Here is a 16,173-nt window from a genome sequence, read left to right as displayed (position 1 = left end):
TTGCATGAGACGTCGCAAACGATAATCCCTCTTATTCAAACCGCACGAGGCTGATAAGCTTGCACGCCCCGATTTTTCGCCCCGTTGCAGGATGTCTATGAGTACGCGGCTCCGTCTATCACTTGCCTTGCTCACGACCCTGGTCCTGAGCGCATGCGATGACGCCCCGCGTTTCACGCATGCCGAGCCGGGAGAAGCCTTGTCCGGTGGCAGTGCCACCGTCAGGAAGAGCGACCAGAACGCTTTCTCCATGCCCTCGGCCAATCTGGCCCCCGTGCGGCGGCTGGATTTCAGCGTCGGCAACAGCTTCTTCCGCAGCCCGTGGGTGATTGCGCCGTCGACTACCACGGCTCGCGATGGGCTGGGGCCGTTGTTCAACACCAATGCCTGCCAGAACTGCCACATCAAGGACGGTCGCGGTCACCCGCCAGAAGCTGGCGACAGCAATGCCGTGTCCATGCTGGTCAGGCTGTCGATTCCCGATGACCCGGCCTATGCCGATCTCATAAAGCGCAACGGCGTGCTGCCCGAGCCGGTTTACGGCGGGCAATTGCAGGACATGTCGAACCCCGGCGTAGCGCCCGAGGGCAAGGTGCGGGTCGAGTACGATGCGCTGACGGTCGAGTTTCGCGATGGCACGTCAGTCGAGCTACGCCAGCCGACCCTCAGGATTACCCAGTTGGGTTACGGCCCCATGCACCCCGACACTCACATCTCGGCACGCGTAGCCCCGCCAATGATCGGCCTGGGCTTGCTCGAGGCCATTGCCGATGATGCCATCCTTGCCAATGCCGACCCCGACGACAAGAACGCCGATGGCATCTCGGGACGCCCCAACTGGGTGTGGGACGATGCTCAGCAAAAAGTGGTGATGGGCAGGTTTGGCTGGAAAGCCGGCCAGCCGAACCTCAACCAGCAGAACGTGCACGCCTTTTCCGGCGACATGGGGCTGACCACCAGCCTGCGCCCTTTCGATGACTGCACGCCGGCCCAGACCGACTGCCTGGCTGCGCCCAATGGCAATGGCCCGGAGGGCGAACCGGAAGTCAGCGACAACATCCTGCGCCTGGTGGAGTTCTACACCCGCAACCTGGGTGTTCCGGCGCGCCGTAAGGTGGACGACCCGCAGGTGCTGGCAGGCAAGAACCTGTTTTTCCAGGCGGGCTGCCAGCAATGCCACACCCCCTCTTTCAAAACCCGTAGCGACGCCGCCGAACCCGAGCTGGCCAATCAGGAGATTCGCCCGTACAGCGACTTGCTGCTGCACGACATGGGCGAAGGGCTGGCCGATAACCGCACCGAGTTCCAGGCCACCGGTAGTGAGTGGCGCACCCCGCCCTTGTGGGGGCTGGGCCTGACCGGCACGGTAAGCGGACACACCCAACTGTTGCACGACGGTCGCGCGCGTAATGTGCTTGAGGCGATACTGTGGCACGGCGGCGAAGCCCAGGCGGCGCAGCGTCAGGTTCTGGCTTTTGACGCACAGCAACGTGAAGCGCTGCTGGCCTTCCTGAATTCGTTATGATTGCGCCCTTTGCAGAATCTTCCTGTTCAAACATCTTCCTTTCAGAAATAAGGAGCCGGACATGTTCCGACCCAAGTTGTTGCTGACCAGCCTTGCGGCACTTGCCTTGGGTGCCTGCTCGCCATCCGACCCTCAGGCGGTAACGTCCGCAGCGATTGCCAAACAGGTCATCCTGCCGACCTACAGCCGTTGGGTGGAGGCTGATCGTCAGTTGGCAGCCAGCGCATTGGCGTTCTGCCAGGGCAAGACTGATCTGGCCACAGCCCGCGCCGACTTTTTGAAAGCACAGAAGACCTGGGCCGAGTTGCAACCGCTGTTGATCGGCCCTCTGGCCGAAGGCAATCGCGCCTGGCAAATACAGTTCTGGCCAGACAAGAAGAATCTGGTGGGCCGTCAGGTCGAGCAACTGGTGACTGCACAGCCACAGATCACCGCTCAGGAACTGTCCAAGGCCAGTGTCGTGGTGCAGGGTTTGTCCGCCTACGAATACATCCTTTTCGACGCTGACATCGACATGGCCAATGCCGAGCAGAAAGCGCGCTACTGCCCGCTGCTGATGGCCATCGGTGAACGCCAGAAGCTGCTTGCCGAAGAAATCCTCAACAGCTGGAACAGCACCGACGGCATGCTCGCGCAACTGAGCAAGTTCCCCAATCAGCGCTACGCCGACTCCCACGAAGCGATTGCCGAATTGCTGCGGGTTCAGGTCACCGCCCTCGACAGCCTGAAGAAGAAGCTCGGCACGCCACTGGGTCGTCAGAGCAAAGGGCAGCCGCAGCCCTTCCAGGCAGATGCCTGGCGCAGCAAGTCGTCGCTCAGCAGCCTGGAAGCCAGCCTGATCAGCGCCGAGACGGTGTGGACCGGTGTCGACAACAAGGGCTTGCGCAGCCTGCTGCCCGCCGAGCAGAAACCGCTGGCCGACAAAATCGATGCCGCCTACGCTAACAGCCGCAAATTGCTGTCGGAACTCAAACCGCCACTGGCCGACCTGCTGGCCACGGATGCAGGACGCCAGCAACTCAATGCGTTTTACGACAGCCTGAATGCCGTGCACCGCCTGCACGAAGGCGAGCTGGCCAAGGCCCTCGGCATTCAATTGGGTTTCAACGCCAACGACGGCGATTGATCAAGAGGTACATGTGATGTTGCGACGTCAGGCCATGGCGCTCGGCAGTCTTCTGCGCAGCGCCTGCACGCTGGGTGGCTGGACGCTGTTCAAGCAAAAGAACACACGCCCCTTGTTGCTTTCCGCTCGCGACGATGGCGACGGCAAACACTATGCGGTGGGTTTCAAGCTCGACGGAACGCAGGTATTCGCGACTCAGGTGGGCCAGCGCTGCCACGACATCATCAATCATCCCGACCTGCCACTCGCGGTGTTCATCGCTCGTCGTCCTGGCACTGAAAGCTACCTGATCGACCTGCGCGATGGCCGCTTGCTGCAAACCATCGTGTCGCAGCCTGACCGCCACTTCTACGGCCATGCTGTGATTCATCGCGACGGCGAATGGCTGTATGCGACGGAAAACGACACCCGCGATCCAGGCCGCGGTTTATTGGGCGTCTACCGCTTCGTCGGCGAGCGACTGGTGCACTCGGACGAGATCCCCACGCATGGCATCGGCCCGCATCAGGTCTCCTGGATGCCGGACGGTGAAACGCTGGTGGTCGCCAATGGTGGCATTCGCACCGAAGCGGAAAGCCGGGTAGAGATGAACCTCGATGCCATGCAACCCAGCCTGGTCATCATGCAGCGTGACGGTACCTTGCTCAGCAAGGAAGCGCTTTCCCAGCAGATGAACAGCGTGCGCCACATGGGCATTGCCAGCGATGGCACTATCGTCGCGGGTCAACAGTTCATGGGCGACAGCCACGAGTTGGCCGAACTGCTGGCCATCAAGCGTCCAGGCCAGCCATTCCAGGCGTTTCCGGTGGCAGAAGAGCAATTGCGCGCGATGGCCCACTACACCGCCAGCGTCGCGGTACACAGTGACCTGCGACTGGTGGCCCTGACGGCACCCCGCGGCAACCGCTTCTTTATCTGGGATCTGGACAGTGGCGCATTGAAACTGGATGCGCCGTTGCCGGACTGTGCGGGTGTGGGGGCTGTCGCCGACGGCTTTGTCGTGACCTCAGGCCAGGGACGCTGCCGCTTCTATGACTGTCGCAAGGCGCAACTGCTGGCCCAGCCGTTGGACCTGCCAGCCGGGTTGTGGGACAACCATCTTCATCTGGCTCAGGTGGGTTAGGTAAGGGAGCCCAGAGCTTCAGTTTTTGATCCCGGTACCCTGCGCCAGGCTGTACATGAACAGCAACAGGTCGTGGTCCGGCTGTACGTTCACCAGACTCTTCGCCACGCGTGGCAGTGGGCAGTAGCCCTCGCCGTGCTGCGTGGTGAGGATACGGGTGGACGGTTGTTCAAGCGCCGCCACGGCGACGGTGGCAACTGCCAGTGCACCGAAGATAAACAAACCTCTTGCCATTTCTAGCTTCATGACTCTAAACCTTTGATAGAGCTGCCAAACGCTGCATGATAAAAGTAGATCAACTTCTGCCAGTCTGCAGCGCTGAATGACGAATGGCGTCGTAGCTGTTTCATATCGTGCTGGGCTGCGCCTTGAGCGGTAAGGCGACGACGGCCCTTCTCGAGATCGAGCAAGGCGACCTCGACGTTGGCGTCCGCCCCTTCCCCCGTCACTCGCACGAAAATGTGCTTGATGTACAGACAGCTGTGCTGCCAGCGGCCCAGGTGCATGCGGGCCAGAGTGGCTGCCACTTCCTTGAGCACACGCTCATAGAACAGCTCGCCATGGCGCTCGCGCCCTCCGGCAGCCTGCCACTTTTCAATTTCCTCGAAGCCTTCCAGCGCTACGGTGACCAGCAATGCCCGCCAGGCGTTGTCCTCGCCCCGCTCGGCACCGCAAAACACCACTTCGGGGACGACGACGCCAAGTTTGCGAAGACCTTCAAGCGCCTCGCGCTCGCGCAGTACGGTGGGCCGGCCCAGCGGGTGCAGCAGGCTGCGGTAGATGTGACCTGTCTGACGTTTGGCATAGAGGGTCTGCCCGTTGTCCATGATCAACCGCTGCACACCACTTTCTCCACCGCGACGCACATTGGGTTCTTCAACCCATTCGCCACGCTGGCTCCAGAACTGATCGAACTCGTTCTGGATCGGGTTCACAACTGGTTCTTTCACGGACTGCAAACCCATCTTTTTACCTTTTACGTAGGACATAGACTCGCCACATGGCGTACATGGGCAGGAAATCCATTCGGTTCTGAATGCGAAATCCTGCCTGCTCAAATTCGGTTTCTGCGGTAACAACAGGTAACACAAAACGATTCTGGTAACTTTCCCGCCCGGTTTTTTGCTGGCGTTTGTTCTCGAGGCGCGCACGCTTCCATGCCTTGAAATTGCCATCCACCCAGAGGGAGACGATCACGCTGTCACGGGTTACGCGTTGAAACTCGCGCAATAGAGCCATCCGGTCGCTGGACTGACCGACGTGGTGCAACAAGCGCATGCAGAAGATGCTGTCTACTGCGTTATCAGGCAGGTCGATGGCAAAGGCAGATGTCTGCAAAGGTTGTACCCTTTTTACAACGTCTGCCGGCTGCGAGGCACAGGCGGTACTGAGCATGTCCGCGGAGTTATCGGCACCGATGATCGAGCGGTTCGGCTTCTCGGCCAATAACGGCCAGAAGCGCCCAGCACCACAAGGCAGGTCCAGCACCAGGCCCGGGTCCCCGGCCATGTGCAGCGCCTTTCTCGCCAGCTGTTCATCGCGATGATGCGACAGCTTGCGCCAGATACCGTCCTGATGCTTTTCGAGGTACTGGCGGGCGTGTGTCTTGTCGTACTTTCGGGAAAACTCGAGTTCGATGCGATCGCTCATGAGAGCAGCTCCTGATGTTGATGGGGGCCAAACTAAAGGCACCGCCGTCACCGTCAGGTCATCTGAATGTGAAAAAAATGTTACCTTTTAACGTCAGGTGTTTCGAGATTTTACAGAGAGTTAGAGGCCGTGTGTGGCCAATCGACGAAGTGCAGTCAATTGGCCGCTACCCAATAAGGCCGGTCTACTCGAGAGAAAGGTCAGGGTTTGATCACGTTGAGCGTCACCTTGAACCGGCAACCATGGGGCTCCATAGGGGTGAGATCGACGCTCCATCCCTGGTTGGTACAAATGCGCTGCACCAGTGACAGGCCAAGGCCCAGCCCCTCTCCGCGCTGCTCATTGCCACGTACGAAAGGCTCGAACATCGCCTCGCGTTTTTCCTCGGGAATGCCAACGCCGCTGTCCTCCACGGTGAAGCTTTCGGCGTGCAGGGTCAGCGCAATGAATCCGTGATCGGTGTAATGCAGCGCGTTGCGTAGCAAGTTGCCCATCACGGCATGCAGGAAGGTCGCGTTGTAACGAATATCGGACAGCTGGTCATCGGCAGGGGGCGTGTAGGTCAACTGCAGCCCCTTGCTCTCTATCGGGTCACGCCACTGGGAGATCAATTGCTCGGCCACCCCGACCAGCGTGGCCTTGGGCGTCATGGCCGGGTCTTCGCGCTGGGTGCGAGCGAGCATCAGGAAGGTTTGCACCAGATCGCGCATTTCTTCGCAGGCACGGCCGATACGCTCGACCTGACGGCGGCCGCGCAAATCGAGCGCAGGGTTTTCCAGCAGTAGCTCACAAGAGCTGGCCAGCACCATCAATGGCGTACGCAGTTCATGGCTCACGTCGCTGGTGAACATGCGCTCACGAATCAGCGCCTGCCGCAAGCGACCCAATGTTGCATCGAAGGCCACCGCCAACTCGCCGACTTCGTCAGCGGCATAGTCGGGCGCCAATGGCGGTGCCAGTCCAAGCAACTGGTCACGGTGACGAACCTGCCGGGCCAGACGTACTACAGGCGCCATGACCCGGCGCGCCAGCACCCAACCGAGAAACACCGCCAGCGCCAAGGCCAGAACGAAACCGACCAGCACGACGGCGAACAGCACCCGCTCACGCTCTTCAAAATCGCTCTGATCCTGCAACAGGGCGTAATGCCGGCCATCCACCACCTCGATCATGGCGTGGTAGGACAACGGCCCACGGAACACCTCATGGAAACCTGGCTCAAGGTGACGAATATCCTTGGGCAGGTCGAAGTCGCCCGGACCGTTGGTGAAATAGAACAACTGGTCGGGCTTGGGCCGGTGGCTCCAGTCGCTGACACTGTCCATCAGCATCAGACGGTTGAGGTCACCACCGAGGCCGGCGGAAATCAGCTTTTCTTCGACCAGGTGGACGGTGGAGATGATTCCGATGGCGAACGACCCGGCGACCAGTGCACTCATCAATGCGAAGGCAATGATGATCCGTTGCGCAAGACTCTGTTTAAACTCCATCCCGGCCCTCGGCCAAACGATAGCCCACGCCATGCACGGTCTGCAACAGCGGTTTGCCAAACGGTTTGTCGATCACCTGACGCAACTGGTGCACATGGCTGCGCAGACTGTCGCTGTCCGGGCAGTCATCGCCCCACAGCGCTTCTTCGAGAATCTCGCGACGCAGCACGTGCGGGCTTTTCTGCATCAGCACGGCGAGCAGCTTGAGGCCGACCGGGTTGAGTTTGAGCATGCGCCCCTCACGCGTGACCTCGAGGGTGTCGAGGTCATAGACCAGATCGGCCACCTGCAAGGTTCGCCGCCCGCCGCCTTGGGCACGACGCAATACCGCTTCGATCCGCGCGGCCAGTTCAGACAGGGCAAACGGCTTGAGCAGGTAGTCGTCAGCACCAGAGCGGAAGCCCTGCAGACGGTCGTCCAGTTGATCGCGGGCGGTGAGCATGATGACCGGCGTGTCGCGCCGGGCATCTTCGCGCAGGCGCTTGCATAAGGTGTAGCCGTCAATGCCGGGCAGCATGATGTCGAGAACGATCAGGTCGTAGTGCTCGGTGGCTGCCAGATGCAGTCCTGAGAGGCCATCCTGGGCGCAATCGACGGTATAGCCTTTCATGCCCAGGTAATCGGCCATGTTCGCCAGGATGTCGCGGTTGTCTTCAACCAGAAGAATTCGCATAAAACACTCTCATATGCAGTTTGGGCTGGCGCAGCTTAAGACGAAGTGGGCGTGAGGGCCAGCGCCGAAATGGCATGACGTTTTTTTCACCTATGATTCATAAGGCTCATGACACACTTTGAGACGAACCGTCGCACACAATAATCGCGGCATGCCCTTCAAAGATCTGGATTCGATATGTCGAAAACCGTCGCCCCACCCTACTCCCGTTCGATCAACCCGTGGATTTACCTGGGTATCCCTGTCGCCGTGGCGCTGATCCTCATGCTGCTTGAACTGACGTCACTGGACATGGACATCGCCAAGCTGGCCTTCGATCCGGTCAGCGGACAGTTCATCGGCAGGCACAGTTATTTTCTCGAAGACGTTCTCCACGACCGCGCCAAACAGCTGGTCATGGTGTTCGGCGCGGTGGCCATGATCGGCTTTGCGGCGTCCTTCAAAGTACAGCGCCTGATCCCGTGGCGCAGGGAGTTGGGTTGCCTGGTGCTGTCCATGGCGCTTTCAACCGCCTTCGTTACCCCGGTGAAAGTGGTGACGTCAGTGCAATGCCCCTGGAGCCTGAAAGAATTCGGTGGGCAGGAAACCTACAGCGAACTGTTGAGCCCACGCCCTGCGACCGATAAACCGGGACGCTGCTGGCCGGGCGGTCATGCGGCGACCGGCTTTACCCTGTTCGCGCTGTTCTTCGCTTTTCGCGACCGTCGTCCACGGATGGCGAAAATGGGCCTGGCTCTGGCGTTCGGTCTTGGAACGGTGTTCTCTGTCGGGCGGATGCTGCAAGGTGCGCACTTCTTTTCCCATAACATCTGGACCGCAGTGTTCTGCTGGCTGATCTGTCTGGGGGTTTATTACTTCGTGCTTTACCGCCCCGAACCCAAGGGGCTCGATAACAGCAAGGTACAGCCGGCGCATTGATTGATCCGGCACACACAGACCATAAAAAACCCCGCACAAGGCGGGGTTCTTTATGGGTGTAACGCTGGGGGTAAAGCTGGCTTACATCATGCCGCCCATACCACCCATGCCGCCCATGTCCGGCATGCCGCCGCCTGCTGGCTTGTCGTCAGGCACGTCAGCGATCATCGCTTCGGTGGTGATCATCAAGCTGGCGATGGAGGACGCCGCCTGCAGAGCAGAGCGAGTCACTTTGGCCGGGTCAAGGATACCCATTTCGATCATGTCGCCGTATTCGCCGGAAGCAGCGTTGTAACCGTAGTTACCCGAACCCTGCTTGACCTTGTCGACAACAACGCTTGGCTCGTCACCGGAGTTGGCAACGATCTGGCGCAGAGGCGCTTCGACTGCACGACGCAGCAGAGCGATACCGACGTCCTGATCAGCGTTGTCGCCTTTCAGACCTTCGATAGCCTGCAGGGAGCGAACCAGTGCCACGCCACCGCCAGGTACCACGCCTTCTTCAACGGCTGCGCGGGTTGCGTGCAGGGCGTCTTCAACGCGGGCTTTCTTCTCTTTCATCTCGACTTCGGAACCGGCACCGACCTTGATCACTGCAACGCCGCCAGACAGCTTGGCCAGACGCTCTTGCAGTTTTTCCTTGTCGTAGTCCGAGCTGGTGTCGCCGATTTGCTGGCGGATCTGGGAGATACGCGAGTCGATATCGGTTTTCACGCCAGCACCATCGATGATGGTGGTGTTTTCTTTGTTCAGGATGACGCGCTTGGCATTACCCAGGTGTTCCAGGGTAGTGGTTTCCAGGCTCAGGCCGATCTCTTCGGAGATAACGGTACCGCCAGTCAGAACAGCGATGTCCTGCAGCATGGCCTTGCGACGATCGCCGAAACCTGGAGCCTTGACGGCTGCAACTTTCACGATACCGCGCATGTTGTTGACCACCAGAGTCGCCAGCGCTTCGCCTTCAACGTCTTCGGCAACGATCAGCAGAGGACGGCCAGCCTTGGCGACTGCTTCCAGAACCGGCAGCATTTCACGAATGTTGGAGATCTTCTTGTCGACCAGCAACAGCAGCGGGCTGTCCAGCTCGGCAACCATGGTGTCCGGCTTGTTGATGAAGTACGGGGACAGGTAACCGCGGTCAAACTGCATGCCTTCTACAACAGACAGCTCGTTTTCCAGGCCCGAACCTTCTTCAACGGTGATAACGCCGTCTTTGGTCACTTTTTCCATGGCTTCGGCAATGATGTCGCCGATGGAGTGATCAGAGTTGGCCGAGATGGTGCCGACCTGGGCGATTGCCTTGGTGTCGGTGCATGGCTTGGACAGCTTCTTCAGCTCGGCAACAATGGCGATGGTCGCCTTGTCGATGCCGCGCTTGAGGTCCATCGGGTTCATGCCGGCAGCGACAGCCTTCAGGCCTTCGTTGACGATGGCCTGAGCCAGAACGGTAGCGGTAGTGGTACCGTCGCCTGCATCATCGTTAGCACGGGAAGCAACGTCTTTGACCAGCTGCGCGCCCATGTTTTCGAAACGGTCTTTAAGCTCGATTTCCTTGGCAACCGAAACACCGTCTTTGGTGATCAGCGGAGCGCCAAAGCTTTTCTCGATGATAACGTTACGGCCTTTAGGGCCCAGGGTCGCTTTAACTGCGTCAGCCAGGACGTTTACACCGGCGAGCATTTTTTTGCGGCCAGAATCGCCGAATTTAACTTCTTTAGCAGCCATGATCATTATTCCTTGAATACTTAGTAGTAACGGAAGTCAGCGGGAGCACTCAGCCTTCGACGACAGCAAGAATCTCGTTCTCGCTCATCACCAGCAGGTCTTCGCCGTCTACTTTCACTGTGTTGCTGCCGGAATAAGGGCCGAACACAACCTTGTCACCCACTTTCACAGCCAGCGCACGTACTTCGCCGTTGTCCAGCACGCGGCCGGTACCCACAGCAACGATCTCGCCGCGGTTAGGCTTTTCAGCAGCCGAACCTGGCAGAACGATACCGCCGGCAGTTTTCGTTTCTTCTTCACTGCGACGGATGACGACGCGGTCATGCAGAGGACGAAGCTTCATTGTCGATCTCCTGATTATGTTTGTTTGATCGTCCGGTGAGTGCACCGGCCGGTTTAAATCCGGACTTGCCGGTTACGGTTCGACGCGCGAACCGCAGAATACGGTCTGGCCTTCAGGCCAGAAACCTTGCGGTGACCCATACATAAGGGCGAGCAAAGTGATTACAAGTCTTGGGTAAAAATTTTTTACACCCGAACCGGCTGGTCAAAACGAACGCGGCACCCTGAGGTGCCGCGCTGCCGGGGGGTGTGGAAGATTACTTGTCGCGATGCTCGAACTCGCCTTCGATGACGTCGGGCTCGCGGGTAGGCTGGTGAATCGCCGTCGGGCGATGACTCGACGCACCGTGATTGGCAGGTGTCTGCAAATCATCGGCGAAGGCCCGCTGACGCATGGCCTGATCCTGGGCGCGCTGGCGGACCTTGTTGATCAGCAGACGACGGGTGATCGGCAGCAGGCAGATCACACCCAGAATGTCGCTGATGAAACCGGGCAACAGCAGCAGACCGCCGCCCACGGCAACCATCAGGCCTTCGAGCATTTCCTGCGCAGGCAACTCGCCACGCGCCAGGCTTTCGCGGGCACGCAGCGCCGTCGCGAAACCGGCCACGCGCATCACGAACAAGCCGAGCATCGACGTCGCGACGACCAGCAGAAAGGTCCAGAGAAAGCCGATGGACATCCCGACACGAACCAGCAGAAACAGCTCAAGTACCGGGAATAATAGAAACAGCAGCAAAAAAACACGCATCAAATGAGTTCCTCAAGGGAAGAATGCCTTCCGAGTAGACCGTATGTGATGTCAGAAGGTCGTTAATTCAAGCTCCCTGCATCTGGCTTACCGCTAAATTATGCGCACAAGTGAGCTGAACCAGGCCTTCACAAACGTGTATCGGTGTATTTCAGGGCCAGGCGGCCCGCCCGAGACGAACGCGTAAAAACAGCCTATAACGTGCTCTGGCTATGGCATAAGCACTCGCAACCCGCCAGTGATGCCATGGAAACGATCAACTGTGATTGGGCACGCATATGGAATTGAAAGAAAAGCTGATAATCATCACCGGCGGCTGCCAGGGGCTGGGCAGAGCCATGGCCGAATACCTGGCCGGCAAAGGCGCCAACCTGGCGCTGCTTGACCTCAATCAGGAGAAACTCGATCAGGCTGTCGCGGCCTGTGAGGCACTCGGGGTCAAGGCTCGCGCTTATCTGTGCAATGTCGCCAATGAAGAACAGGTCGTCGACACGATCAGCAAGGTCGCCGAGGATTTCGGCGCCATTCATGGCCTGGTCAACAACGCTGGCATTCTGCGTGACGGCCTGCTGGTGAAGATCAAGGATGGCGAGATGACCAAACTGAGCCTTGCGCAATGGCAGGCGGTGATTGACGTCAACCTGACCGGCGTATTCCTCTGCACACGTGAAGTGGCGGCGAAAATGATCGAGCAGAAGAGTCAGGGCGCGATCATCAATATCTCGTCGATTTCACGTGCGGGCAATATCGGACAGACCAACTACTCGGCAGCCAAGGCCGGTGTGGCGGCTGCGACGGTTACCTGGGCGAGGGAACTGGCCCGCTATGGCATTCGTGTGGCAGGTGTGGCGCCAGGGTTCATTGAAACCGAAATGACCGGCAGCATGCGCCCCGAAGCCCTCGAGAAGATGACCTCGGCGATCCCACTCAAGCGCATGGGCAGGCCGGACGAGATTGCGCACTCGGTGGCCTATATTCTGGAGAATGATTATTTCAGCGGACGCATCCTTGAGCTGGATGGCGCGATGCGAATCTAGTCAGCCCGTAAAAGCAGCAGGCGACGCACAGGGTGTGCGTCGCCTGCCCTTCGCTTACCAGCTTACGCCGAAGCCAGCGGTGTAGCGTGTCTTGTCGACATCGCCATTGCTCGAACCACTGATGACATTCTTCTCGGCTTTCAGGTTAAGCGACGCCCAGTCGGTCACCTTGTAGCGCAGCCCCGCTTCGACATCCAGCGAGTAGTCGGCGACGGCGCTCAGCGGCTTGCCCAGCTCGCCGTTGGTGAAGAATTCGACCTTCTTGCCAATCAGGTAGCGGTTGTAATCCCAGGTGCCGGCAACGGAATAGAAGTTTTCCTTCTCGTCGTTGGAGAACTCGAAATCGGTACGGTTAAGCAGCGCACCAACCTTGAATGCACCCAGTTCGTCATCCCACAGCTGGTAACCCGGACCGGTACCGACTACGCGCTGACGAGACAGATCCTCGACCTTGTCGCGTTTGTAGCTGACGCGACCGTCCCAGAAGAATTTCTCGGTCAGGAAGCGGTCCAGCGAGTACTCGGCGCTCCAGTTGTCGGTGCCGACCACGTCGTCGGTGGTCTCGCGGTTGTAATCGCCCTTGGCGTTGTGACGCCAGTCGCCATGGCGAGCCGAGGTCTTGAAGGCGACGTTGTAATCATTGGTATCGTTTTCGGCCTGCTGGAAATCCAGCGCCGCATCGATGTTGCCTTTCCAGACAAGATCAGTGATAACCGGCTTGGGCTTGATGATCTGATGGATACTTGCCAGATCGACGGTCTTGGGTGCATCGCCATTGGCCAGCACGACCTTGCCGTCATCCGCAGCCTGCAGCGAATTGGAGACTTCGCCGCCATGCTCATCCTGCTTGACCAGCAATGGCTGATCGCTTTTCAGGGTCTTGACCTGCTTCCAGTCCAGCGCGATAGCGCCCCCGTATTCGGTCTGCAGCAGCAACTTGCCGCCGTCGAACACTTTGATTGTGCCGGTCAGGCGGTCGCCATTCTTCAACCAGACGGTATCGGCAAGCAATGGAGTGGAAACAGCGGTGATTGCAAGGCACAACAGGGTTCTGGACAACATAAGCGATAACTAGACTCTGTAAGGCGGGAATCGGGCATTTTCCTGCGGGGGAAGGTGTGGGGCGATCCATGTACCACCAAGCACGGTGGTAACAGACAGCCCGTTTCACCGAAAGTTCAGCGAACGACAATCAATAGCGTTTTATACAGGATTATCGCGTGACGGATCCGGACTTAACATTACTTTACCCGGCAGGGCAATCGCCGAACGAGGCGCGACGCACCGCCCTCTACCTGACGATGGCGCAAATACCGGAAGGCAAAGTGGTCGCCTACGGGCAGCTCGCCGAACTGGCCGGCCTGGGCCGAGCAGCACGCTGGGTGGGCCGTACGTTGAGCCAGTTGCCGGAAGGCTCTTCCCTGCCCTGGCACCGGGTTCTGGGCGCTGGCGGTCGGCTCAGTCTGCCGCCTGGCAGCGTTTCCGGTGACGAACAACGGGCACGTTTACGCGCCGAGGGCGTCACCATTGTGAATAATCGGGTTGATATGCAGCGCCATGGCTGGCGTCCCCTATAGCACAGCGGTTAGAGTGCGCCCTTTGTTTTCGTAACCTGAGGCAGATTCCAGCCCATGCCCCGTAAAACCTGGCGCGCCGCGCTCGCCGCATATGCCAGCCCGTCGACATTAGTGTTACTGCTGCTCGGATTCGCTGCGGGCATGCCTTATATGCTGGTCTTTTCGACATTGTCCGTGTGGTTGCGCGAAGCCGGTGTCGCGCGCGAGACCATCGGCTATGCGAGCCTGATCGGCCTTGCCTACGCCTTTAAATGGGTCTGGTCGCCATTGCTCGACCAATGGCGCCTGCCTCTGCTCGGCAAGCTGGGGCGCCGTCGCTCCTGGCTGGTGCTGTCCCAGAGCCTGGTGATTCTGGGCCTGATCGGCATGGGCTTCTGCGACCCGCAAAAGCATCTCTCGTGGCTGATCGCGATTGCCGTGGTGGTCGCCTTCTCGTCCGCCACGCAAGACATCGCCATTGATGCCTATCGTCTGGAAATTGCCCAGGACACCCAACAGGCTGCCCTGGCCGCCAGCTATATGTCCGGCTACCGGGTCGCTGCACTGCTGGCGACTGCGGGTGCACTGTATTTCGCCGAGGGCTTCGGTTCTACAGGCTTTGCCTACAAGCATTCAGCGTGGACCGGCACTTATGTGCTGTTCGGGCTGCTGATGCTGCCCGCCCTGGTCACCACACTGATCATGCGCGAGCCGCCGGTGCCGCTGCGCACCCAGCTGTCGGCAGCGCGCTATGGCTTTACGCACCAGCTGGCCTCGGTGTTCGTGCTGATTGTGCTGCTGGTCTCCGTACCGGCGATGTTTACCCAGCTTTACAATACCGACTTCGCCAGTGTGCTGTTCAACGGCACCAGCTGGATGGACCTGTTGCTGGAAGACCGGGCGTTTTTACGCGCGATTCTCTACACGCTCCTGACCATCGCCTGCCTGTCCTCGATGGGTCGCCGCGGACTGGCACCGGTGCTCACCCCGATCAACGATTTCATCATGCGCTACCGCTGGCAGGCGCTGCTGTTGCTGGGCCTGATCGCGACCTACCGGATGTCCGACACGGTGATGGGGGTCATGGCCAACGTGTTCTACATCGACCAGGGCTTTACCAAGGACCAGATCGCCAGCGTCAGCAAAATCTTCGGCCTGATCATGACCCTGCTGGGGGCCGGTATCGGCGGGCTGCTGATTGTGCGCTTCGGCATCATGCCGATCCTGTTCATCGGCGGACTGGCCTCGGCTTCGACCAATATCCTGTTCCTGTTGCTGGCCGATATGGGCCCGAACGTGAAGATGCTGATCCTCACCATCTCGCTGGACAACCTCAGCTCAGGGCTTGCGACATCGGCGTTCGTCGCCTACCTGTCGAGCCTCACCAACCTGAAATTCTCTGCCACGCAATACGCCTTGCTCAGTTCCATCATGCTGCTGCTACCGCGCCTGCTGGGCGGCTATTCCGGTGTGGTGGTGGAAAAGTACGGCTACCACAACTTCTTCCTGATCACCGCGCTGTTGGGCATTCCGACGCTGGTGATGATCATCCTGCAATGGAACCGAGAGATACGCACGGCGAAGACCGAGCCGCCTCAAGAGGCTTCCGTTATCGACAAGCCCTGAGCCCTGGCTACCTCATCAAGGAACAACATTGGACACCGAAAACAAAGCACGCGCTTTCAACCCCGTTCCCCTGATCCTTATCAGCCTGGGGATCTGGCTGCCGATCATCGGCACCCTGCTGAGCTCCTACCTGTCACAGGATCCCGCGACCCCTTCCGGGCCAATGGCCTTCGGTGGCGCGGTGGTTCTGCTCGCGCAGGTGGAGATCTTCGCCATCATCTTTCTGCTGGTTTATGCCTTCGCCGTAAAACCGTGGAGACTCTCCACAACCCTACGCACCGTGTTCTTGATCAACGCAATCGCCGCCGTCGTCGCGGCAATCGGCATTATCGTTACGCTGGCCAATATAAGCCTGCAGTAATCGCCGAATAAAAAAGCCCTGGAAAGGTGCTGCTCGAATGAAAATCGCTGAGTTAACAGCGAGAAGAGTGGCCAAAGCTTCTTTGATCGGTGCCCTCTGGGTGAGACGCTTCGACAGTACAAATATCCAACGGCAAGACGCTGTAGGAAAACTCTGGATTTTTGCTGCGGTAGCGCCCTGCTCAATTTCTGCATTGAGATAAAGGAAGTATTCAAGCACCATCCAGGTTATAGATTGTTTCAAAGGATGGAACTCAAGACATGCTGGAC

At 59.0% G+C, this 16,173-nt stretch carries 17 protein-coding genes; 8 read left to right on the top strand and 9 right to left on the bottom strand.

Annotated features, from left to right (window positions below; genetic code table 11):
• The first annotated feature begins 97 nt into the window (after positions 1 to 97).
• From P406_RS18540 to P406_RS18530, 3 genes are all read left to right on the top strand, one after another.
• The gene (locus P406_RS18540; RefSeq protein WP_046236969.1) at positions 98 to 1,525 is read left to right on the top strand and encodes a di-heme oxidoreductase family protein; all 1,428 of its coding nucleotides are present in this window, start codon (positions 98 to 100) and stop codon (positions 1,523 to 1,525) included.
• A gap of 61 nt (positions 1,526 to 1,586) precedes the next feature.
• On the top strand, positions 1,587 to 2,651 hold the full coding sequence (locus P406_RS18535) for an imelysin family protein (RefSeq protein WP_003413318.1): 1,065 nt from the start codon (positions 1,587 to 1,589) through the stop codon (positions 2,649 to 2,651).
• A gap of 16 nt (positions 2,652 to 2,667) precedes the next feature.
• Complete coding sequence (locus P406_RS18530; RefSeq protein ID WP_046236968.1) at positions 2,668 to 3,774, top strand: DUF1513 domain-containing protein; 1,107 nt, start codon at positions 2,668 to 2,670, stop codon at positions 3,772 to 3,774.
• An 18-nt stretch (positions 3,775 to 3,792) separates the two neighbouring features.
• Here the strand turns inward: P406_RS18530 and P406_RS18525 are convergent, their stop codons facing one another.
• The 5 genes from P406_RS18525 to colR form a co-directional block, all read right to left on the bottom strand.
• Positions 3,793 to 4,020 (bottom strand): hypothetical protein, encoded by a 228-nt coding sequence (locus P406_RS18525; RefSeq protein WP_046236967.1) that lies wholly within the window; start codon positions 4,018 to 4,020, stop codon positions 3,793 to 3,795.
• Entirely contained in the window at positions 4,017 to 4,739 is a 723-nt protein-coding gene (locus P406_RS18520) for a lipopolysaccharide kinase InaA family protein (protein WP_032699611.1), read from the bottom strand. The genes P406_RS18525 and P406_RS18520 overlap by 4 nt, the downstream gene beginning before the upstream one ends.
• Before the next feature lie 4 nt (positions 4,740 to 4,743).
• Positions 4,744 to 5,424 (bottom strand): class I SAM-dependent methyltransferase, encoded by a 681-nt coding sequence (locus P406_RS18515; RefSeq protein ID WP_003405955.1) that lies wholly within the window; start codon positions 5,422 to 5,424, stop codon positions 4,744 to 4,746.
• Between the two features lie 200 nt (positions 5,425 to 5,624).
• Positions 5,625 to 6,914: a sensor histidine kinase gene (locus tag P406_RS18510; RefSeq protein WP_003413322.1), complete on the bottom strand. Its 1,290-nt coding sequence runs from the start codon at positions 6,912 to 6,914 to the stop codon at positions 5,625 to 5,627.
• Complete coding sequence (gene colR / locus P406_RS18505) at positions 6,904 to 7,587, bottom strand: two-component system response regulator ColR (protein WP_002555020.1); 684 nt, start codon at positions 7,585 to 7,587, stop codon at positions 6,904 to 6,906. Before colR ends, P406_RS18510 begins: the two co-directional genes overlap by 11 nt.
• Before the next feature lie 177 nt (positions 7,588 to 7,764).
• Between colR and P406_RS18500 the strand changes: the two genes are divergently transcribed.
• Positions 7,765 to 8,505 (top strand): phosphatase PAP2 family protein, encoded by a 741-nt coding sequence (locus P406_RS18500; protein WP_046236966.1) that lies wholly within the window; start codon positions 7,765 to 7,767, stop codon positions 8,503 to 8,505.
• Positions 8,506 to 8,586: 81 nt separating this feature from the next.
• Here P406_RS18500 and groL read toward each other — a convergent pair whose 3' ends face one another.
• The 3 genes from groL to P406_RS18485 all read right to left on the bottom strand — a co-directional run bounded on the left by groL (position 8,587) and on the right by P406_RS18485 (position 11,324).
• On the bottom strand, positions 8,587 to 10,230 hold the full coding sequence (groL, locus tag P406_RS18495) for a chaperonin GroEL (RefSeq protein WP_003413326.1): 1,644 nt from the start codon (positions 10,228 to 10,230) through the stop codon (positions 8,587 to 8,589).
• Positions 10,231 to 10,279: 49 nt separating this feature from the next.
• Positions 10,280 to 10,573: a co-chaperone GroES gene (locus P406_RS18490; RefSeq protein WP_003304675.1), complete on the bottom strand. Its 294-nt coding sequence runs from the start codon at positions 10,571 to 10,573 to the stop codon at positions 10,280 to 10,282.
• Between the two features lie 256 nt (positions 10,574 to 10,829).
• Entirely contained in the window at positions 10,830 to 11,324 is a 495-nt protein-coding gene (locus P406_RS18485; RefSeq protein WP_003348157.1) for an FxsA family protein, read from the bottom strand.
• A 278-nt stretch (positions 11,325 to 11,602) separates the two neighbouring features.
• On the opposite strand from P406_RS18485, the gene P406_RS18480 reads away from it, so the two are divergent.
• Positions 11,603 to 12,361, top strand: coding sequence for an SDR family oxidoreductase (locus P406_RS18480; RefSeq protein ID WP_046236965.1), 759 nt, complete (start codon positions 11,603 to 11,605; stop codon positions 12,359 to 12,361).
• 54 nt (positions 12,362 to 12,415) lie between these two features.
• Here the strand turns inward: P406_RS18480 and P406_RS18475 are convergent, their stop codons facing one another.
• On the bottom strand, positions 12,416 to 13,423 hold the full coding sequence (locus P406_RS18475; protein ID WP_003424454.1) for a DUF481 domain-containing protein: 1,008 nt from the start codon (positions 13,421 to 13,423) through the stop codon (positions 12,416 to 12,418).
• Positions 13,424 to 13,581: 158 nt separating this feature from the next.
• Here P406_RS18475 and P406_RS18470 point away from each other — a divergent pair, with 158 nt between their 5' ends.
• The 3 genes from P406_RS18470 to P406_RS18460 are packed head-to-tail and all read left to right on the top strand — an operon-like array spanning position 13,582 to position 15,904.
• Positions 13,582 to 13,938 carry an MGMT family protein gene (locus P406_RS18470; RefSeq protein ID WP_024661598.1) on the top strand — a complete coding sequence of 119 codons (357 nt, stop codon included), beginning with the start codon at positions 13,582 to 13,584 and terminating at the stop codon, positions 13,936 to 13,938.
• A gap of 54 nt (positions 13,939 to 13,992) precedes the next feature.
• A complete protein-coding gene (locus P406_RS18465; RefSeq protein ID WP_003413328.1) occupies positions 13,993 to 15,543 on the top strand; it encodes an AmpG family muropeptide MFS transporter in 1,551 nt (516 codons plus the stop codon).
• Between the two features lie 28 nt (positions 15,544 to 15,571).
• The gene (locus tag P406_RS18460) at positions 15,572 to 15,904 is read left to right on the top strand and encodes a hypothetical protein (RefSeq protein ID WP_003395313.1); all 333 of its coding nucleotides are present in this window, start codon (positions 15,572 to 15,574) and stop codon (positions 15,902 to 15,904) included.
• Positions 15,905 to 16,173 lie beyond the last annotated feature (269 nt).

It is taken from the genome of Pseudomonas syringae pv. coryli str. NCPPB 4273, from assembly GCF_000972175.1.
GTDB lineage: Bacteria > Pseudomonadota > Gammaproteobacteria > Pseudomonadales > Pseudomonadaceae > Aquipseudomonas > Aquipseudomonas syringae.
This window is presented reverse-complemented; position numbering and strand designations above follow the sequence as displayed.